Source organism: Chromobacterium haemolyticum DSM 19808 (genome assembly GCF_000711885.1).
GTDB classification, from domain to species: Bacteria; Pseudomonadota; Gammaproteobacteria; order Burkholderiales; family Chromobacteriaceae; genus Chromobacterium; species Chromobacterium haemolyticum.
The window spans coordinates 37,055-60,447 of sequence record NZ_JONK01000032.1; the positions used below are offsets into that span (position 1 = coordinate 37,055).

14 protein-coding genes, 3 tRNA genes and 2 CRISPR repeat arrays are annotated in these 23,393 nt (G+C 63.9%); of the genes, 7 read left to right on the forward strand and 10 right to left on the reverse strand.

The annotated features are described in order from the left end of the window. Positions 1 to 18 precede the first annotated feature (18 nt). The 4 genes from fdhE to fdnG are packed head-to-tail and all read right to left on the reverse strand — an operon-like array spanning position 19 to position 5,509. The gene (gene fdhE, locus BR71_RS16635; RefSeq protein ID WP_043640057.1) at positions 19 to 945 is read right to left on the reverse strand and encodes a formate dehydrogenase accessory protein FdhE; all 927 of its coding nucleotides are present in this window, start codon (positions 943 to 945) and stop codon (positions 19 to 21) included. Further along, entirely contained in the window at positions 942 to 1,571 is a 630-nt protein-coding gene (locus BR71_RS16640; RefSeq protein WP_019103010.1) for a formate dehydrogenase subunit gamma, read from the reverse strand. Before BR71_RS16640 ends, fdhE begins: the two co-directional genes overlap by 4 nt. Continuing rightward, positions 1,568 to 2,443 carry a formate dehydrogenase subunit beta gene (fdxH, locus tag BR71_RS16645; RefSeq protein WP_043640061.1) on the reverse strand — a complete coding sequence of 292 codons (876 nt, stop codon included), beginning with the start codon at positions 2,441 to 2,443 and terminating at the stop codon, positions 1,568 to 1,570. The genes BR71_RS16640 and fdxH overlap by 4 nt, the downstream gene beginning before the upstream one ends. A 9-nt stretch (positions 2,444 to 2,452) precedes the next feature. Then, entirely contained in the window at positions 2,453 to 5,509 is a 3,057-nt protein-coding gene (fdnG, locus tag BR71_RS16650) for a formate dehydrogenase-N subunit alpha (RefSeq protein ID WP_081862710.1), read from the reverse strand. A 134-nt stretch (positions 5,510 to 5,643) separates the two neighbouring features. Between fdnG and fdhD the strand changes: the two genes are divergently transcribed. From fdhD to BR71_RS16680, 5 genes are all read left to right on the forward strand, one after another. Continuing rightward, positions 5,644 to 6,453: a formate dehydrogenase accessory sulfurtransferase FdhD gene (gene fdhD, locus BR71_RS16660; RefSeq protein ID WP_043640065.1), complete on the forward strand. Its 810-nt coding sequence runs from the start codon at positions 5,644 to 5,646 to the stop codon at positions 6,451 to 6,453. A 217-nt stretch (positions 6,454 to 6,670) separates the two neighbouring features. Continuing rightward, positions 6,671 to 7,897, forward strand: coding sequence for an aspartate kinase (locus BR71_RS16665; protein WP_043640069.1), 1,227 nt, complete (start codon positions 6,671 to 6,673; stop codon positions 7,895 to 7,897). Between the two features lie 61 nt (positions 7,898 to 7,958). Continuing rightward, positions 7,959 to 8,052, forward strand: a tRNA-Ser gene (locus tag BR71_RS16670). Positions 8,053 to 8,058: 6 nt separating this feature from the next. Continuing rightward, positions 8,059 to 8,135: transfer RNA gene (locus BR71_RS16675), tRNA-Arg, on the forward strand. 8 nt (positions 8,136 to 8,143) lie between these two features. Then, positions 8,144 to 8,218: transfer RNA gene (locus tag BR71_RS16680), tRNA-Glu, on the forward strand. Positions 8,219 to 8,325: 107 nt separating this feature from the next. Here BR71_RS16680 and BR71_RS16685 read toward each other — a convergent pair. The 5 genes from BR71_RS16685 to csy1 all read right to left on the reverse strand — a co-directional run bounded on the left by BR71_RS16685 (position 8,326) and on the right by csy1 (position 16,523). After that, complete coding sequence (locus BR71_RS16685; RefSeq protein ID WP_052370722.1) at positions 8,326 to 11,004, reverse strand: TonB-dependent receptor plug domain-containing protein; 2,679 nt, start codon at positions 11,002 to 11,004, stop codon at positions 8,326 to 8,328. 149 nt (positions 11,005 to 11,153) lie between these two features. After that, positions 11,154 to 12,444: a CRISPR direct-repeat array (repeat unit 28 nt; unit sequence TTTCTAAGCTGCCTGTCCGGCAGAGAAC). Between the two features lie 129 nt (positions 12,445 to 12,573). Continuing rightward, the gene (gene cas6f / locus BR71_RS16690) at positions 12,574 to 13,131 is read right to left on the reverse strand and encodes a type I-F CRISPR-associated endoribonuclease Cas6/Csy4 (RefSeq protein WP_043640071.1); all 558 of its coding nucleotides are present in this window, start codon (positions 13,129 to 13,131) and stop codon (positions 12,574 to 12,576) included. 3 nt (positions 13,132 to 13,134) lie between these two features. Then, a complete protein-coding gene (gene csy3, locus BR71_RS16695; protein ID WP_043640075.1) occupies positions 13,135 to 14,172 on the reverse strand; it encodes a type I-F CRISPR-associated protein Csy3 in 1,038 nt (345 codons plus the stop codon). 12 nt (positions 14,173 to 14,184) lie between these two features. Then, a complete protein-coding gene (csy2, locus tag BR71_RS16700; protein WP_043640077.1) occupies positions 14,185 to 15,183 on the reverse strand; it encodes a type I-F CRISPR-associated protein Csy2 in 999 nt (332 codons plus the stop codon). Then, positions 15,180 to 16,523 (reverse strand): type I-F CRISPR-associated protein Csy1, encoded by a 1,344-nt coding sequence (gene csy1, locus BR71_RS16705; RefSeq protein WP_043640079.1) that lies wholly within the window; start codon positions 16,521 to 16,523, stop codon positions 15,180 to 15,182. The genes csy2 and csy1 overlap by 4 nt, the downstream gene beginning before the upstream one ends. Before the next feature lie 360 nt (positions 16,524 to 16,883). On the opposite strand from csy1, the gene BR71_RS16710 reads away from it, so the two are divergent. Both BR71_RS16710 and BR71_RS16715 read left to right on the forward strand, forming a co-directional pair. Then, the gene (locus BR71_RS16710) at positions 16,884 to 17,330 is read left to right on the forward strand and encodes a hypothetical protein (RefSeq protein WP_043640081.1); all 447 of its coding nucleotides are present in this window, start codon (positions 16,884 to 16,886) and stop codon (positions 17,328 to 17,330) included. Between the two features lie 120 nt (positions 17,331 to 17,450). Then, on the forward strand, positions 17,451 to 21,335 hold the full coding sequence (locus BR71_RS16715) for a non-ribosomal peptide synthetase (RefSeq protein WP_043640084.1): 3,885 nt from the start codon (positions 17,451 to 17,453) through the stop codon (positions 21,333 to 21,335). A 270-nt stretch (positions 21,336 to 21,605) separates the two neighbouring features. On the opposite strand, the gene BR71_RS16720 is transcribed toward BR71_RS16715, so the two are convergent. Then, positions 21,606 to 22,085: a DUF1203 domain-containing protein gene (locus tag BR71_RS16720; RefSeq protein ID WP_043640091.1), complete on the reverse strand. Its 480-nt coding sequence runs from the start codon at positions 22,083 to 22,085 to the stop codon at positions 21,606 to 21,608. Positions 22,086 to 22,205: 120 nt separating this feature from the next. Then, a CRISPR array of direct repeats spans positions 22,206 to 23,373; the repeat unit is 28 nt; unit sequence TTTCTAAGCTGCCTATCCGGCAGTGAAC. Positions 23,374 to 23,393 lie beyond the last annotated feature (20 nt).

Consider the following 23,393-nt stretch of genomic DNA (forward strand, 5'->3'; position numbering starts at 1 on the left):
TGGAAACAGAAGCGCTTCTCAGCCGGGGAACAGCAGAGGATTCATCCCGCTGCGGGCAAAGCCGCGCTGCTCCAGCTGCTGATCCAGCGCCAGCGAGGCCAGGTCATCGGCTGCCGGCTCGGCGTTCAGGTCCTTGTCCAGCGCCAGGATCTTCAGGTAGCTGCCGCAGTCGCCGCAGCTTTCGCCTCGCACCGCGGCCTGCTGGCTGTCGCCTTGCTCCAGCGACCAGTAGCCGATGTCGCGCGTGGCTTCGCAATTGCTGCACTTGGCGCGCACCAGATGCCATTCGCTTTCGCACAGACTGCAATGCAGGTAGCGCAGGCCGGACTCGTTGCCCAGACGCACCACGCTGGCCACTGGCGGCATTGCGCATACCGGGCACAGGCGGCGGGCGTCGTCGGGTTCGGCCACCGCGGCAACTTGCAATTGCGAGGCCAGCTGGCTGAAGTAAACCGACAGCGCCGCCCACAGCAAGGGCGCTCGCGCCGAGCCGACGGCGGCGAAGTCCCCGTCCAGCAGCGCGCGCGCGGCGCTTTCCAGCGCGTCGTCGCTCGCCTGTCCCAGCTCGCGCGCCACTTCGCCGGCGGGGCCGGGCAGGGCGGAGAGTTCCGCGCATAGCGCGCGCAGCAGGCCGCGCCAGACAGGATCGCGCGGCCAGGCGGCTGCGCCCAAGGGCGGCAGGCCGTGTTCGGCGCAATGATGGAAGTAATCGCCGCGCTGCGGCAGCGCCACCGGCTGTTCGCGCACCAGCCGGTGCTGAGCCGCGGCGATGCGGGCGGCGAACGCCAGATAGGCCGCCATCGGGTGGCCGTCGGCCAGCGCCGTCAGGCGCTGGCTGCGGGCCAGGTAGCGTTCGGCGGGCTGGGGCAGCAACAACGGCGGGATCTCTCCCGCCGCGGTTTGCAGCCGGCCAGCCTCGTCCAGGGGGACGATGCGTATGCTCATGGCTTGTTCTTGTCTCCGGTCATTTCACGATACCAACGCGGATGATGCTTCTTGGCCCAGGCGTGGGTGACCACGCCTTCCACCATTGCCCGTATCGTGCCGCGCACCCAGATGGCGGCGTAGACGTGGACGATGATGCCGGCGATCAGGATCAGCGCGCTCCAGGCGTGCAGGAGCAGCGCCACGCGTATCACCGGGATGGGGAAGTACATCGCAAAGTACGGCCGCCACATGATGAAGCCGGTGCACACCAGCACCAGCATGCAGCCGGTCATCAGCCAGAACATGCCTTTCTGGCCGCCGTTGTACTTGCCGATGTCGCCGACCTCATGGCCGGACAGCACTGACTTCACCGCCATCATCCACTTCACGTCTTCCTTATCCAGAAAGTTGTGATGCCAGTAACGCAGGAACTGGCGCGCGAAGCCGAGGAACATCAGCACCCCGACGAAGGGGTGGATGATGCGCGCCAGCTGCGGGGTGCCGAATACGCCGGTCAGCCAGAAGAAGGCCGGGTAGAAGAAGGCCAGGCCGGAAATCGCCAACAGCACGAAGCACACCGCCACGATCCAGTGGTTGACGCGTTCCGCCGCGCTGTAGCGCTTGATCAGCTTTTCCTTGCTCATGCCTGTTCCTCCTCTTCCTCTTCCGCCTTATTGGGGCCGACGCCGATGTAGTGGAAGAAGCCGAACAACACCGAAGCCGCCAGGCCGATGGTGGACAGCGGCTTGAGGATGCCCTTCCACAGGCTGACCACCGGGCTGATCTTGGGATCCTTGGCCAGGCCGGAATACAGCTCCGGCTTGTCGGCGTGGTGCAGCACGTACATCACGTGAGTGCCGCCCACGCCTTCCGGATCGTACAGCCCGGCGTTGGCGTAGCCGCGGGTTTTCAGTTCTTCCACCCGCTCGTGGGCGTAGGCCTGCATATCGGACTTGGTGCCGAAGCGGATGGCTCCGGTGGGACAGGTCTTCACGCAGGCCGGCTCCTGACCCACCATCACCCGATCGGAGCACAAGGTGCATTTATACGCCTTGTTGTCCTTCTGGTTGATGCGCGGGACGTTGAACGGACAGCCTGAGATGCAATAGCCGCAGCCGATGCAGTGCTCGGACTGGAAGTCCACGATGCCGTTGGCGTACTGGATGATGGCCCCCGGCGACGGACAGGCCTTCAGACAGCCCGGGTCGGCGCAGTGCATGCAGCCGTCCTTGCGGATCAGCCACTCCAGCTTGCCGCTTTCCTCCACCTCGCTGTAGCGCATCACTGTCCAGCTGTGCGCGGTGAGATCGGCCGGGTTGTCGTAGACGCCGACGTTGCTGCCCACTTCGTCGCGGATGTCGTTCCACTCCGAGCAGGCCACCTGACAAGCCTTGCAGCCGATGCAGGTGGACACGTCGATCAGCTTGGCCACTTCGGCCTTGTAATCGCGCACCACCGGCGGCTGGGTGGGGCTGGCGGAGCGGCGCAGGATATCTTGCGATTGCAGTGATGACATGGTCGCTCCTTATACTTTCTCGACGTTGACCAGGAAGGATTTGAATTCCGGGGTCTGGGTGTTGGCGTCGCCGACAAACGGCGTCAGCGTGTTGGCGCTGAAGCCCTTCTTGGCCACCCCTTCATAACCCCAGTGAATCGGAATCCCGATCTGGTGCACCGTCTTGCCGCCCGCCTGCAGCGCGCGGATGCGCTTGGTCACTACCGCCTTGGCCTTGATGTAGCCGCGCTTGGACGACACTTTCACTGTGTCGCCGTGAGCGATGCCTTTCTCCTTGGCCAGCGCCTCGCCGATTTCCACGAACTGCTCCGGCTGGGCGATCGCGTTCAGCCGCGCGTGCTTGGTCCAGCCGTGGAAGTGCTCGGTCAGCCGGTAAGTGGTGGCCGCGTACGGGAAGGCGTCGTGCTTGCCCATCTGTTCGCGGTCCGCGGCGAATACCCGCGCTGCCGGATTGGACACCACCTTGGGATGCAGCGGATTGGTGCCCAGCGGCGTTTCGAACGGCTCGTAGTGCTCGGGGAAGGGGCCTTCCGCCATCTTGTCGAGCGCGAACAGCCGCCCCAGGCCCTCGGCCTGCATGATGAAGGGGCCCATGGCGCTGCCGGGCGGCTCGTCGGCCTTGAAGTCAGGCACGTCCACGCCCACCCATTTTTCGCCGTTCCACTTGATCAGCGTCCGCTTTTTGTCCCACGGCGTGCCATCCGGCTTACAGGAAGCGCGGTTGTACAGCACGCGGCGGTTGGCCGGCCACGCCCAGGCCCAGCCCAGAGTGTTGCCCAGCCCGGACGGGTCGCTATTGTCGCGGCGCGCCATCTGGTTGCCGGCCTGGGTCCAGCTGCCGGCGAAGATCCAACAGCCGGACGCGGTGCTGCCGTCGGCCTGCATCAGCGCGAAGCCGGACAGCAGCTCGCCTTTCTTGGCCAGGAATTGTCCAGGGTTCTTTGGATCCGGGATGTCCGCCAGCGCCTTGCCGTTGAGCTCCTTGGCCAGTTCTTCCGGCTTGGGCTCGTGCGGGTTGCCGTAAGCCCAGGACAGGCTCATGATGGCCTCGGCGTTCTTGCCGCCGTCCTTGGCGTACTGCGCCTTCAGGCGGGTGAAGATGCCGGCCAGGATTTCCGCGTCGGTGATGGCTTCGCCCGGCGCGTCCGCGCCTTTCCAGTGCCATTGCAGCCAGCGGCCGGAGTTGACCACCGCGCCGTCTTCCTCGGCGAAACAGGTGGTGGGCAGGCGGAACACCTCGGTCTGGATCTCCGCGGTCTTCACATCGTTCTGCTCGCCGTGGTTTTTCCAGAAGGTGGAGGTGTCGGTGGCCAGCGGGTCCATGATCACCAAGTACTTCAGTTTGGAGAGCGAAGACACCACCTTGTTCTTGTCCGGGAAAGCCAGTACCGGGTTGAAGCCCTGACAGAAGTAGCCGTTGATCTTGCCCTGGTGCATCAGCTCGAAGTACTGCAGCACGTCGTAGCTCTTGTCCCACTTGGGCAGCCAGTCATAGCCCCACTGGTTGTCGGCGGTGGCCTTGTCGCCCCACATCGCCTTCATCAGCGAGATGAAGAACTTGGGATAGTTCTGCCAGTAGTTCATCTGCCCGTCGGCCAGCGGCTTGCTGGTGTACTTGGCCAGATAGGCCTCCAGCGTGGGCTCTTTCTCCGAGGGCATGTTCAGATAGCCCGGCAAGCTGGTGGACAGCAGGCCGATATCGGTCAGACCCTGGATGTTGGAGTGGCCGCGCAAGGCGTTGACCCCGCCGCCGGCCATGCCCATATTGCCCAGCAGCAGCTGGATCATCGCCATGGTGCGGATGTTCTGCGAACCGATGGAGTGCTGCGTCCAGCCCAGCGCGTACAGGAAGGACGTGGTCTTGTCGTGGGCGCCGGTTTCCGCCAGGTATTCGCATACCTTGAGGAAAGCTTCCTTGGGCGTGCCGCAGAGGGTTTCCACCATTTCCGGCGTATAGCGGGCCACGTGGTCGCGCATCAGATTGATTACGCAGCGCGGGTCGGACAGGGTGTCGTCGCGCTTGGCCATGCCCTTGTCGTCCAGCTGGTAAGTCCAGGTGGATTTATCGTAGCTACGCTTCTCCGCGTTGTAGCCGGAGAACAGGCCGTCGTCGAACTTGAAGTCCGGGTTCACCAAGAGCGCGGCATTGGTGTAGGCCAGCGTGTATTCCTTATTGTACTTGCCGGTTTGCAGCAGGTAGCGGATCACGCCGGACAGGAACGCAATGTCCGTGCCGGTGCGGATGGGGGCGTAATAATCCGCCACCGAGGCCGTGCGGGTGAAGCGCGGATCAATGACGATCAGCTTCGCCTTGTTGCGGGTCTTGGCTTCAATCGCCCAGCGGAAACCCACCGGGTGCGCCTCGGCCGCATTGCCGCCCATGACGACAATGAGGTTGGCGTTCTTGATGTCGACCCAATGGTTTGTCATGGCACCGCGACCAAATGTTGGGGCAAGACTTGCCACCGTTGGTCCGTGTCATACACGCGCCTGGTTGTCGACCGCCAGCAGCCCCAGGCTGCGGGTGAATTTGTGGGTGAGCCAGCCGGCCTCGTTGCTGGACGCGGATGCGGCCAGGAAGCCTGTGGTCAGCCAACGGTTGACGGTGACGCCATCGGCGTTTTTCTCGACAAAGTTGGCGTCGCGGTCGCGCTTCATGTGGGCGGCGATGCGCTCGAAGGCTTCGTCCCAACTGATGCGTTTGAATTCGTTGGAGCCCGCTTCGCGCACTTCGGGGTAGCGCAGGCGGTTGGGGCTGTGGATGAAGTCGATCAGGCCGGCGCCCTTGGGACAGAGCGCGCCGCGATTGACCGGGTGGTCCGGATCGCCTTCAATGTGGAAAATATCGGCTTTGGCGTTTTTGGCGCCGTCGCCCAGGCTGTACATCAAGATGCCACAGCCCACCGAACAGTATGGACAGGTATTCCGGGTTTCCGTCGCGCGCATCAATTTATAGCTGCGCGTGTCGGCCAGCGCGGTTTCGGGCATGAAGCCCAGGGTCGCGATGGTGGTGCCTGCCATGCCGCCGGCGCAGAGCTTGAAAAACTGCCGTCTGCTGACTTGCATGGGTTTGTCTCCTTGGTATGAACCTGGCGCCCTTGACCCACCAAGGGCGCATTGCTCACTCACAGCGGAAAATCTATTATCGCCCTAGGTATCAATTAGTACAAACTATTGCAGCGGATGGCGGGCCAAATTCTATGAAAAAAAATGAAGCGCTGGAGCATGCGGCGCTTGAGCTGGGCATTCTAGATTGCCGCGATGGCGGCGCTCAGGCCAGGCAAGACTGGGTGGCGGTGGAAACCCCGGTGGCGCTGGTGTACAACGGCCTGTCCCACGTGGTGATGATGGCCAGCCCGATGGCGCTGGAAGACTTCGCGCTCGGCTTTAGCCTGGCGGAAGGCATCATCGCCCATTCGGGTGAAATCTACGGTATCGACATCCTTCCGGGCGAGCGCGGGGTGGAGGTCCATATCGAGCTGGCTTCGGCCCGGTTCATGGCCCTGAAAGAACGCCGCCGCCAACTGGCCGGGCGCACCGGCTGCGGCCTGTGCGGCGTGGAGCAGTTGGCCGAAATCCATAGGCCGCTGCCGCCGCTGCCGGTTACTCAAAGCTTTAGCCTGGACGCGCTGGCGCGCGCCTTGCCGGCCTTGCAGCAGGCGCAAAGCCTATCTCAAGCCACCGCCTGTGCCCACGCCGCCGGCTGGGTGACGCCTCAGGGCGAACTCCTGCATCTTAGCGAGGACGTGGGCCGTCATGTGGCGCTGGACAAGCTGATCGGCGCGCGCGCGCGCCAAGGCTGGCGCGATGGCGCAGCCGTCGTCACCAGCCGCGCCAGTTATGAAATGGCGCAGAAGGCCGCCGCCGCCGGCATCGAAATCCTGATAGCGATGTCCGCGCCCACTTCGCTGGCGGTGGAGATGGCCGCGCGCTACGGCCTGACCTTGATCGGCTTCGCCGGCCGCGGCCGCGCCAATCTCTATAGTTGTCCCGAACGTTTGCGCATGTAATCCAACAGAAATAATCTGCCAGTAAACGGCATGGCTGCCGTGGATTGATGCCGGCAAGCACGGCAGCGCCGGCAGCTTGCGCCGCGATGCTCCGGCAGGGGCCGGCAGCTGGTTTTGCAATGCAATATCGGTGGTGAATTCCGTCTTGCAATTCTTGGCAAGTTAGGGTCAGAATCGAAGCTCGACATTTCAACCCTTTCGAATATAAGAAACAAGAATGGCACTCATCGTACAAAAGTACGGCGGCACTTCGGTTGGAACCACCGAACGGATCAAGAACGTTGCCCGCCGTGTCGCCAAGTGGAAGTCGCAGGGACATGATGTCGTGGTGGTGGTGTCCGCCATGAGCGGCGAAACCAACCGCCTCATCGCCCTGGCAAAGGAGATTCAGGACTATCCGGACCCGCGCGAGCTGGATGTGGTGGTATCCACCGGCGAGCAAGTCACCATCGGCCTGCTGGCCATGGCGCTGAAGGAAATCGGCGTGCCGGCCAAGAGCTACTGCGGCTGGCAAGTGAAACTGGTCACCGATAACGCCCACACCAAGGCCCGCATTCAGGATATCGACGACGCCGCGATGCGCTCCGACCTCAATGAAGGCCGCGTCGTCATCGTCGCCGGCTTCCAGGGCGTGAACGAAGACGGCGATATCACCACGCTGGGCCGCGGTGGTTCGGACACCTCCGCCGTGGCGTTGGCCGCCGCGTTGAAGGCCGACGAATGCCAGATCTACACCGACGTGGACGGCGTATACACCACCGATCCGCGCGTGGTGCCGGAAGCGCGCCGCCTGAAGACCGTCACTTTCGAGGAAATGATCGAAATGGCGTCCTTGGGCTCCAAGGTGCTGCAGATCCGCTCGGTGGAGTTCGCCGGCAAGTACAAGGTTCGTTTGCGCGTGCTCTCCAGCTTCGAAGACGAAGGCGAAGGCACCCTGATTACGTATGAGGAAGATGAAAGCATGGAAAAGGCCGTTGTCGCAGGCATCGCATTTGACCGTAACGAAGCGCGCATCAACGTCAAGGGCGTGCCGGACAAGCCTGGCATCGCCTACCAGATTCTGGGGCCGATCGCTGATGCCAATATCGAAGTGGACATGATCATCCAGAACGTGGGCGAAAACGGCGCGACCGATTTCTCCTTCACCGTGCCGCGCGGCGAATTCCAGCGCGCGCTGACCATCCTGCGCGAGGTGCAGACCCATATCGGCGCCGCCAAGATCGACGCCGACGACAAGGTGGCCAAAATTTCCATTGTGGGCGTGGGCATGCGTTCGCACTGCGGCATCGCCTCCACCATGTTCCGCACCCTGGCGGAAGAGGGCATCAACATCCAGATGATCTCCACCTCGGAAATCAAGGTATCGGTGCTGCTGGACGAGAAGTATCTGGAGCTGGCGGTTCGCGTTTTGCATAAAGTTTTTGGGCTGGACCAGCCGGCGTAAATAATTTCGGATACACGCTTGACAGAGGGCGCAGCGCTAATTAATATGGCGCTCTCTGAACGGAGAAATGGCCGAGTGGTCGAAGGCACTTCCCTGCTAAGGAAGCATACGGGCTTAAACCTGTATCGAGGGTTCGAATCCCTCTTTCTCCGCCAGTCAGCGCACCCGTAGCTCAGTTGGATAGAGTATCTGGCTACGAACCAGAGGGTCGGGCGTTCGAATCGCTCCGGGTGCGCCACAATTTAAGTCCCTATAGTTTAGCGGTTAGAACACCGCCCTTTCACGGCGGTAGCCGGGGTTCGATTCCCCGTGGGGACGCCAGATTCAGAAAAGCCCATCGCGTAAGCGATAGGCTTTTTGCATTGCGCCGTTGCTTTGAGCGCAGGCGGCGGCAGGCCGCCCGCGCGGATCGGCGCAGGCCGTTTGGCTCAGAACTTGTGGTTCAACTCAACCCACCACTGGCGGCCATAGGGCAGATAACTGCCCACCGGGTAGTAAGGCCAGCCGCTGGTGTCGTCGCGCTTGATGGTGTCCAGCACATTGTTGACGATAAGCCCCACCGACGTCCGCTTGTTCCACTGGTACTGAGTGCTGAAATTGGCCAAGACCGTGGGCGTGAGATTGCCGTTGCCGCTGGCCTTGGGAATCTTGCCGTAGCGGGTCAGCAGCACGGTGGACGACCACGGGCCAATGTCCCAGGTCAGGCTGGTATCCAGCTTGTCCGGCCAATCGGTGTTTTCCGGATCGTTCAACATATTCTTTTCCGCATCGCCGGCAAACTGCTGGTAAGTGTGCTTCAACACCTTGGTGTAATTGGCTTTCAGCAGGAAGCCGCCCCAGTTGGCGGTTTTCCAGCGCAGCTTGCCTGCGATGTCGAAACCGCTGGTGCGCTCGCTGGCCGCGTTGATAGGGTTGACGACGATCTGCTTGATCGCGCCCGGATTGATCAAGGCATTGGCTGGATTGCGCTGCACCCGGCGCAATGTGTCCTGGCACAGCTGGGATGACGCGTCCAGCATGCCGGCGCGGCACAGCGCCTCGTCGCGCAGCAGTTTGTCGCCGCTCAGGTCGGTGACCAGATCGTTGATGGCGATATCCCAGTAATCCACCGAAATATCCGCGCTGCTGCTGGGCGACCACACAAAGCCGAAACCGTAGGACTTGCCGTTTTCCGGCTTCAACGTCGCGTTGCCGTTCTTCACGTAATCCGCGCCGGGCGACATGCTTTTGTAGTCGCAGCTGGCCAGCGGTTGGCCGGCCTGGGCGCAGCGCCAGTAATCGGTGCTGGACGAGTAATAACCGCGGCTCTGGGTCAGGAACAGGTAATTCATGTCCGGCGCGCGGAAGCTGGTGGCGTAACTGCCGCGCAGCAGCAGCGTGTTCAGGGGCCGGAATTCCAGGCCGGCGCCGTAAGTGAACTTGCCCGCGCTGCTGTCCGGCAGTTGGTAGCGGTCGTAGCGGCCGGACAGGGTCAGGTTCAACTGCTTGAACACCGGGATGTACAGTTCGCTGCCCGCCGCCTGACGCGAGCGGGTGCCGCCGGCGTGCACGGCCGGCGAGGTGTTGTAGAAGGCGCCCTGGTTGATCAATGGGTCCGGATCGTTGCTGAAGCCCTGGCTGCCCCATTCCAGCGTGCCGGCCAGCTTCACCGCGCCGGCTGGCAGCTTGAACAACTCGCCGCTGCCGCTCAGGCTCAGCGCCTGCAGCCAGGACTTGTTCTGGCTCACCGAGCGCCCGGCGATGCTGTCGAACTCCGCCTGCGTCAGCCGGCGGTTGAACGGCCCGGCCGACGGCGCGTAAATCGGCACGCCCTTGGCGTCCACGCCCTGCTGCTGGCCCAGGAAGAAGCTGTCCGCATTGGCCAGCAGCCGCGGCGCGATGTTCTGACTGGTGTAGATCGACGCGTTGTAAGCGGCTTCATAACTCCAGCTGCTGTCCGGCACCGCGCCGCGCAGGCCGAACGTCAGGTTGGCCGCCACATCGTCCCACTTGCGGTTGTAACGGCTGGCGCCGCCCATCTCCTCCGGCGACAGCAGCCGGGTCCAGGCCTCGTAGCGGCCGTTGTTCTGGTTCAGGAAATAGCCGCCGTTGCCGCCGGCGGAGGTCCAACTGGGGCCGCGGGTGTTGTTCTCGCTGTGATTGAAGGCCAGCAGCGCGTCGCCAAAGAGTTCAAGGTGATCGTTGAGCGCGTAGTTCAGGCTCAGATAACCGTTTTGGCTTTGGTTGGCGGTCTGCACCGTCCAGTACGAGGCCTTGGCCAGCGGGCTGGCGCAGACATTGGTCTTGCTGGTGCGGTAAGCGCGCACGCTGCCGGCGTACAGGCCGCCCAGGTCGCCGCAAGTCGAGCCGGGATCGATGAATTTGCCGGTCTTCACATCTTTCTGAGACCACACCGTGGTGGGGGCCGCGCCGTTGACGGTATTGTCCGCCATGAAGCCGCGCTGGCGCGACCAGATCGGGTTGCGCTGGCTTAACTCCAGCGCGTAGACCAGGTTCAGCTTGTCCCAGCTCTTGCCGCCGCTCAGCTGCAGGCGCAGGTTTTCGCCGCCGTGATGCTCGCTGCCGCCGGCCTTGACGTTGACCGTGGTGCCGTCGGCCTTCTTCTTCAGGATCACATTGACCACGCCGGCAATGGCGTCGGAGCCGTAAATCGCCGACGCGCCGCCATTGAGCACCTCGATGCGCTCAATCATCGCCGCCGGGATATTGGCCAGATTGACGAAGTTGACCGAACCCTCGTAAGCCACCGGGTAATCGGCGATGCGGCGGCCGTTGAGCAAGGTCAGCGTATGGTTGGGGCCCAGTCCGCGCAGGCTGATGGCGTTGGCGGCCGGGGTGAAGGTATTCCCGAAATCCGCGCCCTGGGTGAAGCCGGTGTTCTGCGCCAGATTGTTCAGCGCGTCGTAAACATTGGTATAACCCTGTTTTTCGATATCGGCCCCGGTCAACACCGTGACCCCGGTGGCGCCTTCCTTGCCGGCGCGCGCAATGCGCGAACCGGTGATAGTGACGCTGTCCAGCGTGTTGCCGTCGCTGGCCAGCACCGGCAAGGCTTGCCCTGCCAAGGCCAGCGCCAGCGCGGAGAGAGTGAAATGTGGATATGCCATCGTGGAACGCCGGCTGGGCCGGCCCTTTCTTGATTTTGGAAAACAAAATCTAGCACAATTGCATATATGTTAAAAATCTGGAAAATTAGATTGTTATTCAAATTGAGAATAATGTGATTGGAAGGATTGCGGGGAGGGATTGGGGAGCCTTTCTAGGCTGCCTGTCCGGCAGAGAACAGTCCACGCCATAGCCTGTTGTGCCCCAATACTTTCTAAGCTGCCTATCCGGCAGAGAACATGGACGACTACCATTGCATCCGCGTCGCCCATTTCTAAGCTGCCTATCCGGCAGAGAACGCAAGGGCCACGGTAGGGCTTTCACTCAGCAATTTCTAAGCTGCCTATCCGGCAGAGAACCCATAGAAGCGCACAGACCCAGTGGCTGGTTCTTTCTAAGCTACCTATCCGGCAGAGAACGGCGGGCACAAAACGCCCGCATGGGGCCCCTATTTCTAAGCTGCCTATCCGGCAGAGAACGGCGGGCGTTTCGCAACAGCCGCAGATTCTAATTTCTAAGCTGCCTGTCCGGCAGAGAACACCGCACCCACGCACAAGGCGGCTCGCGTGATTTTCTAAGCTGCCTGTCCGGCAGAGAACCTGTTGATACCGGAGCCGTTAGGATTGTTGTTTTTCTAAGCTGCCTGTCCGGCAGAGAACTGCTTGGCCATCACGCGAGCCGCCTTGTGCGTTTTCTAAGCTGCCTGTCCGGCAGAGAACTACAACATCGAGCAGGCATTGCGCGCGCCATCTTTCTAAGCTGCCTGTCCGGCAGAGAACCTAGTGGCGGATGGCTCGCTCGTGGGGCGGCGTTTCTAAGCTGCCTGTCCGGCAGAGAACACGGATCACTACAACGGACACTTTGAACTTTTTTTTCTAAGCTGCCTGTCCGGCAGAGAACCGCTAGCGGGACTTGCGGAGCGCCCTCCTCTTTTTCTAAGCTGCCTGTCCGGCAGAGAACACGGGTAGGGGGCGTCAGCCTGTGTGGGTCAATTTCTAAGCTGCCTGTCCGGCAGAGAACCGTATCGTTCTATTAATCGAAAGATGCACCATTTTCTAAGCTGCCTGTCCGGCAGAGAACAGATGTGATCACCGTCCTTTTCATGCGTTTGATTTCTAAGCTGCCTGTCCGGCAGAGAACCTCAACGTCCAGCCGGCTCAGGCTCCCCAGTCTTTCTAAGCTGCCTGTCCGGCAGAGAACGTTGGGTAATAAATACGATATCAACGCCTTTGTTTTCTAAGCTGCCTGTCCGGCAGAGAACTCCGCATGAGTGTTCATTGACCTGGACGGGCATTTCTAAGCTGCCTGTCCGGCAGAGAACATCGATTACATCTCGATCTCGCAGCTGCATCCGTTTCTAAGCTGCCTGTCCGGCAGAGAACGCTGGCGACAGTAGAAACTTGAAGCGGCCACTTTTCTAAGCTGCCTGTCCGGCAGAGAACTAGACCCTTTCTCCCGCAAACCCGCGCCAGCCGGGGAAAGCATCGCTTTCCCCAATAAAAACCCTTTTATCCCGCCCCGCGCCAAGCCATTGATTTAAAAGGCTTGGCGGTGGGGCTGGAAAAAAAGGGTTAGAACCACGGCACGGTGGCGTCGGGGCTGAGGCCGAAGGTGTTGAAGCGGCCGCTGTGGGTGGCTGGGGCCGGGCGTTGTTCGATGTGCAACTGATAGCGCTGGCCGGTGCTGGCGCTGTTGAGGGTGAGGAAGGGCAGGGTTAGCCGGCGGGCGGCGCTGTCCGGGAAGCGCTGCGCGGCTTCTTCCGCGCTGATGCCCAGCCGCCGCACCAGCCGGCGGCGTTCCTTGTCCGGATTGGTCTTGGCCTGTTTGCGCCGCACCTGCCAGGCTTCCGCCTGAGGCGGCACCGGCTGGATGGCGGCCAGCGCGATGTGGTCGCGCATGCCGCTGAGCCAGTCGCCGGCCATCAGCCGCTGCAAGGCGGCGTGGCCGCCGTGCAGGCGCAGGGTGTCGCCCAGCGCGGCGGCCGGGGCCGCGCGCGGGAAACTGACGCCGATGTCGTCGCGGTCTTGCTCGCTCAGCGCGCGGTGCAGCTTGGCGAACAGCGCGTTCATCAGCAGCGTGGGCGCAAACTCCGGGTCCGGGCGCAGCCGGATGTCCAGGTAATGATCCATGGCTTACTCCGCCGCGCCGAACACGCCGCCGCGGATCAGCGTGGCCAGCACAAAGTGCTGGTCATGCTGCGACGGAGCCTGGTCTTTCAGTACCCAGTTGTCCAGCAGGGTGTAGAAGTCGGACTTGGCCTTGGGCTGGCGGCAGGCCTTGCCCAGCGTGGTGACCGAGCCGTAGGGCTCCACCGCGATGGGGCCGAGTTGCTCGGCTTCCGGGTGCCAGTCGTCTATGGTGCGGATGGCGTTGCCCAGTTTCTGCGAGTGGATGGCGGCAATCTTCAGCGCCCCTTGCTCAATGGCGTACAGGGTCTTGCTCTTGTCGCCGCGGCCGCGCTCCAGTACCAGTTCCTGCGAGGGGAACACTTCCTGGCCGGCGCCCAGCCGCGCAAAGGCGGTGATTTGCAACAGCAGATGGCGCTGACCGGCCAGGCCGGCGGCGATGGCGGCGGCCAGCTGTTCCAGCGCGGCGGCCTGGCTGCCGGGGTCGAAGTGGCGCAGGGACAGCGCCAGCGCGTCGAATTGCCATTGCTGCGCCGGCTGGCCTTGCTCCAGCAGCGCCACCCGCACCTCCACCTGCTCCGCGCCCACGCGGTTGCGCCACAGGAAGCGGCCGTTGGCCAGGTTGCAGGCATAGCGGCGCGCCAGCTCGGCAAAGCCGTGGGCTTGCACATAGCCGGCCACGGTGGCGCGCAGCTTGGCCTGGTAGGCGCTGTCGTTGCAGGCGGACGGCGCGCCGACATTGCCCAATACCCGCAGCGTGAAGCTGACTTTCAAGGTGTCCGCATGGTGCGGCAGCGCGGCCACGTCCACGGTTTGCAGATTGGGGTTTTCAATCTGCGCGTCCAGCTTGGCCGGGTCCTGATCCTTGGTTTTCAGGCGGTTGGAAATGGTGCCGCGCACGGATTTTTCGATGACCCTGACCGGCTCCCAGCCGGCGTGCTGCTCGCGCTGTTGCCAGTCGCCGGCGTGGAACAAGGCGTCGGACGGGTCCAGCTTGCGTTCAAAGGCCAATACGGTAGCGGTTTTCAGCGGTGCGGTGCTCATGAGGCTTCCTTTCTAGTCTTCTATTTCCAAGGTGGCGGCGTAATCATTGCGGCAGCGGTACAAGCCGCTGGCGGTGTCGTCGTCGGCGTACCACAGCAACTGGGCGACATCGTGCAGCCGGTGCGGGCTGACCCATTCGCCCAGCGAATACAGGCTTTCCACAAAGCGGAACGGCGTATGCGCGTCGCGGGCGTTGGCCACGCTGCCGGCCGGGTAGAGCGGGGACAGCGCGCCGTAGCCCACTGGCATCGGCACCGTCCAGCCCTGGCTGTGGCCGCGTTGGCTGCGCCATTCCAGCGTGCGGCGCGGCTCGCCGCCGGCCGGGTCGGCTTGTTCCTGCCAGTGCGGCGCGTGGTTGATGCGGGACAAGTCCAGCCAGGCGTCGAAGAGGTCTGTCTGCGGCTGGCTGGCGCGCAGGGCGGCCAGGTGGCTTTGCAGCAGGTCGTCGCGGGATACCAGCGCAAAGCCGGGCAGCAGGCTGCGTCGCAATTGGCGGAATTGTTCGCGTCGTTCCGTCTCGTTCTCGCTCAAGGTCATCAACTGCGGCGCGGGACGGCGGCGGCCGGGCAGCGGCGGTGTCACGCTGCCGCCGGCAATGCGCATGCCGTGCAGGGTGTCCGCCACCTGCCGCGCCAGTTCCGGCAGCTGTTCCTTGGGCGCGGCCAGCGCTTCGCCGGTGAGACCGAACAGCAGGCTGATGTCCAGATGAATGCGGCCTTCCTCCACGATGGCGGCGGTGGCGCCGTCCTTGTCCACCGGGTTGCGGCTGAGGTGGAAACCCTGGGTGTACGCGCCGCTGGTCTGCGGCTGGTAATGGTGGCAGACCACGCCCACCGCCTCGAACTGCAAATCCAGGCTGCCGGCCAGCTTGCGCTCCAGCGCCTGGGCCAGGCCGGTGAAGGCGGTAATGGCCGGAAAGCCCCAAGTGAAGGGGCTGGAGATGGCGTTGGCGTTTTGCACCCGCAGCCGGGGCACGCTCAGCAGGCCGGTGATCACGGGCAGGGTGCTCATGCTTGCTCCTTGGCCATGGCCGCCAGCTGGCGGCGGGTTTGATCGTGCTGGGCCTGCCAGCCCAGGTCTCCGGCCAACTCGCGCGCCCAGTGGCGGAATTCCGCGTCGCCCATCTCCAGCGGGCTGGCGTCGAATTGCTGGTTCAGCCAGCGACCGAAGCGCTTGGCCACTTCCAGCGGCCAGTCCTCGCCGTGCCAGCGCGCGGCAAAGTCCGCGTCGGCATCGGCGCGCCAAGGGTCCAGCCACAGCTGTTGGCATTCCGGCAGCCGGCAACGCGTGTCCGCGCTCCAGCCGGGCGGCAGGCCTTCGTGCATTTCCTTGCCGAACAGCAGCAGTTCCTCCAGCAGCGCGTCGCTTAGCTCGTCGCGGCGGTCGCGGGTGTCCATGATCTTGCGCGGTTGGCTTTCCAGGAAGGCGCGCAGTTGGCGGACCAGCCGGCGCACATCGTTGCGGCGGCCAAAGCGCAGCAGCGCGTCCTCGCTATTGAGCGGCGGTTTCAGGCCCAGGCTCCGCCACTGCGGCGGCAAGGAAGCCAGTAGATAGTTATTGCCCTTGCGTTCGCTATTGAGCTGGGAAATATTCTGCGGCTTGGTGCCGCCCAGCTTCTGCACCGCCAGCTGCGGATAATCGCAATAGCCGTGCGGGTGATCGCGCTGTTCGCGGCGGGCCTGGCGCGCGGCCTTGGCGGCTTCTCCGAAGCGGTGCTCCTGGATGGTTTGGTACAGCCGTTGCGCCAGCGCGCTGGGGTAAAGCGGAGCCAGCAGGTGGTAGTGCTCGTCCTTGGCCGGCTCGTAACCCACCAGCCAATACACTTGCTTGGCGCGGCTGTGGCTGGCGGCCGCCGCGCCGGCGTCGGTTAGCGCGGCGAAGGCGGCGATCCAGGCTTGCGCCTGCTCGGGGTTGTCGCTGAGCGCGGCGGCCAAGTCGGCGTCCTGAGCCAAGGCCAGCGCCAGCAGGCTTTGGCCGTCGTGCTGTTGCTTCAGAAACTTGTACACATCCAGCGCGGCGGCGTTGCCCACCACGTCGTCGGCAAAATCCGCGCCCAGGCAGTGGCTGCCCACTTCGCGGCGCGGCGGCAGGGTGGAGGGCGGCGCGTACAGATTGCTGCCGCGGGCGTCTGGGTGGATGGCTTTAAGGGTATGGGTGGCGGCTTGCAGTTGGCCGGCGCGGCGGGCCGCGTCCGCCAGCCAGGCGGCGGGCTGGTGTTGGGCCAGCAGCGCTTCGCGCTTGGCGTCGTCGTCGGGTGCAAGCTTGTCCAGCTTGTCGTCGCGCCGTTGCCGGATGAAGTCGGCCATCAAGGCGCGTAGTGCGGTGGCGCGGGGCGTGAGGGTAGGGGGCATGGCTGTCCTTGGATCACAAAGTCAGAAACAAACAGCTACGCGGCCCCGGCGCGATTGGGCTGCCGGGGCCTTGGCTTGGTGTTTCATTGCATACTCATCCTCCTGTTATGCAAGGGATTGGGATGGGGGCGTTTTTTAGGCCCATTCGATTGGTATGACGTCTACTAGTGTGCCTGCGGCGAGATCGTATTGGAATGGACTGTGGTCTTGATTTACTTGATTTGCATCATGCGGTGGAGGGGCTCAGTTTAGAAGGAGGCATGCCGTTGGGGAGACGGCGTGGGCTGTGTGGCGGCTTGACGCAGACAGCCACGCAAGGTTTGATTCCGCCCCTTGCCCATGGAATGAAACGAACCGTAGATGAATGCCATCCTAGTAGAGCACTCCCCCGGCGAACTGGCGCTGGCTTGCGCGCCGGCCGCCACCTTGCTGTTGAACCAAGGTTTCCAAGCGGTGGATTTGCCCTGGTCCTCGGCTGCGGCGGTATTGGCGGTGGCCAGCCTGGGGCTGGGCGTGGCGCGTGCGCGCAAGCAGGCGGCGCTGGCCTGGGTGGAGAATGGCGAGCTATACGTGCCGCGGCGCTTTGGCGCGGCCAGGCATTGCGCCTTGGGCCAGGTGCGTTCGGCGCGGCTGTATTACCACCACAGCGCGCGGCCCACCGCGTTGGCGTTTGAAACCGAGCAGGGACTCTGGCTGAGCGTGCGTCTGTCCGGTCTGAGCGTGGGCGATGCGGCGCGGAAGCGTTTGGGGCCGGCGCTTCGCGCGTTCTGCGCCTGCCACGGCATCGCCTTTGTAGAGAAGGCTTGAACAGACGGGTCATCAAGTCAATATTGATAATCATTCCCATTTATGGTGTAAGATTGCGGCTCTCATTGATCTGCCCGCACTGCATAGCGCAGGCATGGAACCGCAACGGCACGCCTTTTTATGACTTTGACCGCTTCTCGCCTCCCCGTCAGCGCCGCACAGCACGGCATCTGGATGGGGCAGCAGCTTTCCCCTGACAACCCGAGCTACCTCACCGCCGAAGCCACCGAACTGCGCGGCGCGCTAGATCTGGACGCCTTGCGCGATAGCGCCGCCGAGGTGCTGGCCAATTGCGCGGCGCTTAACATGCGCTTCGAGTTTGACGGCAGCCAGCTGTGGCAGCAGCCGGTGGCCGCGCAGGCGGAGATACCCTGCCTGGACTTCAGCGCGGAAGCGGAACCGGAAGCGGCGGCGCGGGCCTGGGTGGTCCAGTCATTGGCGCGGCCGTGCGATCCGTCGCGGGACGCGCTCTATCTTGGCGCGGTGTTGAAGCTGGGACCGGAGCGGCACTGGTGGTATCTGCAGACCCACCATATCGCGCTGGACGGCTTCGCCTACGGCCTGCTGAGCCAAGCGCTGGCGGCGCGCTACAGCGCCCGCGTCAAGCAGCAGGCCCTGCCGCCGCTGGCGGATTGGTCGCTGGACAAGATCATCGCCGCCGATCACGCCTACCAGGCCAGCGAGGCCTGCGCGCAAGACCGCGCCTTCTGGCTGCAACGCCAAGGCCGGCAGCCGGCGGCCAGCACGCTGGCGCCCGCCGCCTTGCTGGCGGACGGGGTGAACAAGGCCGAGCAATGGCTGAGCCCGGCGCAGATCGCCGCCTGGCAGACCTCCGCCAAACAACACGGCGTGGACTGGGGCGCTTGGCTGCTGGCGGCGGTGGGTGCCTGGCTGACCAAGCACAGCGGCCGCCGAGCGCTGACCCTGGGCCTGCCGGTGATGAATCGCCTGGGCACGCCGGCGCTGGCGGTGCCGTGCATGGCGATGAATATCGCGCCGCTAAGCCTGCGGCTGGATGAAGACCTGAGCGCGGCGGACTTGAGCCGCCAACTGGCGGACAGCCTGCGCGATATCCGGCCGCATCAGCGCTATCGCTACGAGCAACTGCGCGGCGATTTGGCGCGCGTGGGCGGCCAGCAGCGCTTGTTCGGCGCGGTGGTGAACCTGATGCCTTTCGACCGCCGCGCGCCGTTTGCCGGCCTGGACAGCCGGGTGCTGCCGCTGGGCTCCGGCCCGGTGGAAGATGTGTCGATCAATTTCAGCCTGCTGAACACCGAATGGCGGCTGTGCCTGGAAGCCAACCCCAACGCCTACCCGCAGGCGGAGCTGGACGGCTTGCGCGATGATTTGCTGGCCTGGCTGGACGCCTGGGCCGGCCGTGCGCCGGACGTCGTTCTGAGAGAGCTGTTGCCGGAGCTCCCGCCGCTGAGCGTGCTGGACGGCGCGACGCTGGAACGCGAGCCGCGGGAGGTGCTGAGCCTGATCCGCGCCGCCGCCGCCGCGCGGCCGGATGCGATCGCCCTGGAGCAAGACGGCGAGCGCCTGTCCTACCGCGCGCTGTTGCAGCGCGTGCTGCAACTGGCCGGCCGCTTGCAAGCCGCCGGCCTGCAGGCGGAAGAACGGGTGGCCATCGTGCTGCCGCGCAGCCCGGAAGCCATCGTCGCCATCCTGGCCACGCTGTGGGCCGGCGGCTGCTATGTGCCGCTGGACCCGCACGGCCCGCCCACACGGCTGGCCATGGTGCTGGACGACGCGCAGCCTCGGCTGGCCGTCACCCTGAGCGCCTGGCGTCCGCTACTGGGCGAAGTGCCGGCGCTGTGCCTGGACCTGCCGCCGCAACAGGACGCGCTGGCCGCCGCGGACCCGGCGCCGGCAGCCGAGCAAGCCGCCTATCTGCTCTACACCTCCGGCTCCACCGGCAAGCCCAACGGCGTGCTGGTCAGCCACGGTGCGCTGGCCCAGTTCGTCAGCAGCGCCGGCCAGCTGTATCGCATCGGCGCCGACGAACGCATCCTGCAATTCGCGCCGCTGCATTTTGACGCCAGCATCGAAGAAATCTTCCTGGCGCTGTGCCATGGCGGCACCCTGGTGCTGCGCACCGACGCGATGCTGGAATCCATGCCGGCCTTCGCCGCCGCGGTGGCGTGCCAGCGCATCAGCGTGCTGGACCTGCCCACCGCCTTCTGGCACGAACTGGCCTTTGCCTTGCAGCCGGAACTGGCCGCGCAGCTGGCCAGCGTGCGGCTGACCATCATCGGCGGCGAAGCCGCGCTGCTGGAACGCGCCGGCCGCTGGCAAGCGCTATTGCCGGACAGCGTGCTGCTCAACAGCTACGGCCCCACCGAAACCTCCATCATCGCCACCAGCGCCATCCTGTCCGGCCCCGGCGCGGTGTGGGACGGCAGCGACAGCGTGCCCATCGGCCTGCCGCGCCCCGGCGTGCGCGCCGTCATCGTGGACGATCGCCTGCAGCCTGTGGCGCAGGGCGAGGACGGCGAACTGTGCCTGCTGGGCGAGGCGCTGGCCATCGGCTACCTGGGCCGCGAAGAACTCACCGCGCGCCGTTTCGTCACCATGGACGCCCTGCCCGGCGCGCCGCGCGCCTACCGCACCGGCGACCGCGCGTGCCTGAGCGACGGCCAACTGCGCTTCCTGGGCCGGCTGGATCATGAAATGAAAATCAGCGGTCTGCGCATCGACCCCGCCGAAATCGAAAACGCGCTGCTGGCCTGCCCGGACGTGCGCGAGGCCGCGGTGGTGGGCCTGCCGCTGGCCGGCGGCGGCTATACCCTGGCCGCCTTCCTCAGCGGCGGCGATACCGATCCGGCGACGATGCGCTCGCGCCTGGCCGATGTGCTGCCGGCGGCGGCCATCCCGGACCACTGGCGCTGGCTGGACAGCCTGCCGCGCAACGTCAACGGCAAGATAGACCGCAAGCAGCTGGCCGCCGGCATGGAAGCGCAAGCGCCGGCCGCGGCGGAGGACGCCAGCCCGCTGGAGCGCCAGGTGATGGAGGTGTGGCAGCAAGTGTTGGGCGTCACCCCGCCCAGCCGGCACGCCAACTTCTTCGAACTCGGCGGCAAATCGCTGCAAGCCATCCAGGTGGCCAACCGGCTGGCGCAGCGCCTGAACCGCGAAGTGGCGGTGTCCGCGCTATTCAGCCACAGCACGGTGGCGGCGCTGGCGCAGGCGCTGAGCGCGCCCGCCGCGCACCGGCCCCCGTCCGCCAGCGAAGGCCAGGAATTCGCGCCGCTGCTGACCATCCAGCCCGGTGCGCTGCCGGCGCTGTTCTGTCTGCACCCGGCGGAAGGCCTGTCCTGGTGCTACCTGGGCCTGGCCAAACACCTGCCCGGCGTCGCAATTTACGGCCTGCAGGCCACCGGCATCACCGGCGAGAAGCCGGCCAGCTTCGACGCGATGGTGGCGGACTACGTGGCCCGCGTGCGCGAAGTCCAGCCGCAAGGGCCGTACCGGCTGCTGGGCTGGTCCCTGGGCGGCGGGCTGGTGCAGGCGATGGCGGCGCAGCTGCGCGCCGCCGGCGAAACCGTGGAACTGGCGGCGCTGATGGACAGCTATCCAACCGCCAGCTGGCAAGGCCGGCCGCAACCGACACTGCACGACGCGCTGGTGACAGTGCTTAGCGTCAACGGCGAAGTGGACGCCGACGAAAACGGCCAGCCGCTGGACAACGAGGCGATCTACCAACGCCTGCTGCGCCCCGGCAGCCCGCTGGCGCCGTTGGGCCGCGCCGCGCTGGAGCGGCTGGGCGAGGCCTCGCTGTACGGCATGCAATTGTTTCGCGACAGCCAAACCCCGCGCTACGACGGCGACGTGCTGCTGTTCCGCGCCGGCGTCCACCCGGAAGACGCGCCCAAGCCGGAAGACTGGCAGCCCTTCCTCGGCGGCAAGCTGGAGTGCGTGGAACTGGACTGCGATCACTTCGGCATGAGCGACCCGGAGCCGATGCGGCGGATAGGCGAGGAGTTGGCCCGGCGCTTGGCTTGAGCCGCGCCGGTTTGATGAAAAACGCCGCTCACCTTGGGTGAGCGGCGTTTTTGCTTTTTGAGCGCGGATTGTTCCGTAAGAGGCTGTTCAAAGTCTCGGGAGCAAGGGCGAGACAAGGCGAAAATGAGTGAAAAAGCAGAATGGTCGAGGGCTACATCAGCATTTTGAGTTTGTACACACCGTGTAACGCTTCACGAAGCGCAGCAGGCCTTGAACAGGTTTTAAGGGCTGATTTTCAGATGGCCGATCACGCATAGCATGGGTTCTATTTCATTCGCTCCGGTTCAGTCGCAGCGCATAGCAACCATGGGCGGGGAAACGCAGCATAGCGAAAGCGATCTCTGGCCTTGTCTCCCAGTGCGCCAGTATCGCCTCCACCTCATGTGTTGGCAGCAATGTGGCTTCCAACATGGTCTGTTCTTTGCCGTAAGCGCGCAGCGCCACGCTGTCGCCAAGGTAGGCATTCCCACCGACGCGGAGCAGTAGCGACGACAGCTCGGGCAGAGGTTCTGGCTGTGATTCAGCCGCCAGGAAAACCGGACCATACTCGCGGTATGGCCCGGCTTGGTGGAATGGGCTGTAGCTCGCCAGAATCAGCCCCTCTCCCGGAGTGGCGCGGCGCAGCGCGTCGCGGAAGGGTTCGCCGCCAGCGGCCGTCATCCGTTGGATGGTTTGGCCGAGCGCATCAATTCCTTTGTGTCGTGCCCGCTCGACGAAAGCCGGGTCCAGGGTTTCCAGTTGGCAAGCCATGCCGCTCTCCTTCGTATCATTGAAATGCTCGAAGTCTATGGCGGCGCGCCCTTGTGGACGACCCGATTCTTGCTGTGCTCGTCTTCAAATACATAGCAGCTTGAATGACCCCGCCTCGGTTTTCTAAGCGGCTTATTCGGCCGTGAGCCATGCCCGACAATACGGCTAGCTTGCTGTCTTTTCTAAGCTGCCTATCCGGCAGTGAACGACGAGTGCGCAACCCTTGCCGAGTTTTTGCATTTCTAAGCTGCCTATCCGGCAGTGAACCGGAGAACAGACTTGAGCACCAAGCTTTTCTGTTTCTAAGCTGCCTATCCGGCAGTGAACCATTTCGTCCGCCGCGTTCTGCTCGACGCTCATTTCTAAGCTGCCTGTCCGGCAGTGAACCCACAGTTCGACCCCCATCCCTGTAACACGGGTTTCTAAGCTGCCTATCCGGCAGTGAACCGGTAGACGCCTCTCGCGGTCTCGTCTGCGATTTTCTAAGCTGCCTATCCGGCAGTGAACCCAGGACATGGGCGGCAGATAACGAACGGAGTTTTCTAAGCTGCCTATCCGGCAGTGAACTTGTCACGGCTGCGCCTGATTTCGTTCGCGAGTTTCTAAGCTGCCTATCCGGCAGTGAACGAATGACGGCATTCTCCCGTCTTTCCCGATCTTTTCTAAGCTGCCTATCCGGCAGTGAACCCCCCGCTCCGTACTGGTCTTTGCATTGCCCGTTTTCTAAGCTGCCTATCCGGCAGTGAACCGAGCGCGCGTCGCGGCGGACTCTGCGCTGACTTTCTAAGCTGCCTATCCGGCAGTGAACGGCGGGCGCTTCGATCATCTGTGGCGGGAGGATTTCTAAGCTGCCTATCCGGCAGTGAACGCTGGCGGCCTAGTCCCCCTACCCCCTTCTGTTTTCTAAGCTGCCTATCCGGCAGTGAACGAACTCACCATCGTTGACGCTCACTTTTTCCATTTCTAAGCTGCCTATCCGGCAGTGAACCCGTTGCAGGATACGTGATAGCGGACGTACTATTTCTAAGCTGCCTATCCGGCAGTGAACGGACGATGGGACTTATTGCATGTTGCCGGAATTTTCTAAGCTGCCTATCCGGCAGTGAACATTATGCAAATCATGCTTTTCGCTTACTTTACTTTCTAAGCTGCCTATCCGGCAGTGAACGGCTCGCGCGCCACGCCGGCGCAGGCTGCTGATTTCTAAGCTGCCTATCCGGCAGTGAACGTTGGGGCCGCGCACGCACGGCTTTCCCTCGTTTTCTAAGCTGCCTATCCGGCAGTGAACGCCAGATGACGACGATGACG